1 protein-coding gene is annotated in these 1,280 nt (G+C 38.9%); it reads left to right on the top strand.

All coding sequences use genetic code 11. From position 1 onward, the window contains the following. The coding region (locus DQ405_RS27000; protein WP_174824737.1) for an AIPR family protein at positions 1-1,280 on the top strand (1,280 nt) is incomplete at both ends.

The raw sequence follows: 1,280 nt of genomic DNA, 5'->3' as shown, positions 1-1,280 counted from the left end.
TTGAAGAAGCTAACAAACGGATTTCCAGCAACGGTATATGATTATGGAAAAACCTATAGCGATCTGGTATTCCCGGTTGTAACCGGCACATACTATAACAACAGCCAGCTGTGTATTTCGCTAAATTTGAAGAATAAAAATTCTTCTGGATCTCGGATTAGCTACAACGTTGAAACTGAGTTCAAGGATTGCGATATTACCGTTGTTTTTGTTCCTACTGAAGAGATTGGGCGGATATTATATAAATATAGAAATTCGATATTAAAATTTAATCCGAGATGTTATCTGGAGATGCAGGCTAACAGCGTAAATAAAGAAATTTATAAAACCATTAAGGAGAGGAAAACCAACGAGTTTGCGCTTTTTAATAATGGCATCACTATGCTATCCGATGAGACGCTAGTCAACGAAAAAATAGGGCAAAAAGACAAAGCTCAAATAGTAATTAAAAATCCACAAATAATTAATGGCGGGCAAACTGCTTATACGCTTAGCAGGATCTATGATGAGGTGGAGAATAGAAAAGAAAGCATAGATATTTTCCAAAACAAAGAGGTCCTTCTTAAAATTATTACTTTTGGCGATACAGCCGCAAGGGATGAGTCCGCGAAGCTCACGTTAATTGAAGACATATCTAAGGCAACGAATAAACAGAGTGCAGTCAGTGATGCCGACCGTCGTTCGAATGATAAAATTCAGATAGAACTTCAGCGCCGAATATTTGAATCGTTTGGTTTTTACTATGAAAGGAAAAAGGGCGAGTATGCTGACGGAATACGCGAGAAATATATTACGCGTGATTTAATTATCGATCGAGAGACGCTGCTTAGGCTCGCGATGTCCTGTGATGGGCTTCCTGCTCAAGCTCGCCGTACTAGCTCAAAGCGGCTTTTTCAAGAAGAAAATTTTAGAAGATTTATGAATGACCCGGAGAGGCATTCAGAATATTTTTATGCATATATCTGTTACATGCAACTGCACGACATTGAAAGAGAATTGTCCAAATACAAGGATGATCGGTTCGGAACTACTAATTACGGGCAAGGCGTTAGATATGGTAAGTTTGCCGTTATCAGTGTTTGCTGTGCGCTATTTAGTGCAGAAAGGGATGCCTACAAAAATACTAAGAATCATGTACTTCAGGTTTTAGCCAATTGGCTAGATTTTGAGAAGTATGCTATTGGCAGGCCTATGAACTATCTTTATTTTCGCGTATACACAGAGGAAGAAAGCAGCATAACTACGCAGGAGCTTAATTTCGAAGGCTATTACAAAGGGCG

Source organism: Pseudomonas sp. SST3 (genome assembly GCF_003325755.1).
This window is presented reverse-complemented; position numbering and strand designations above follow the sequence as displayed.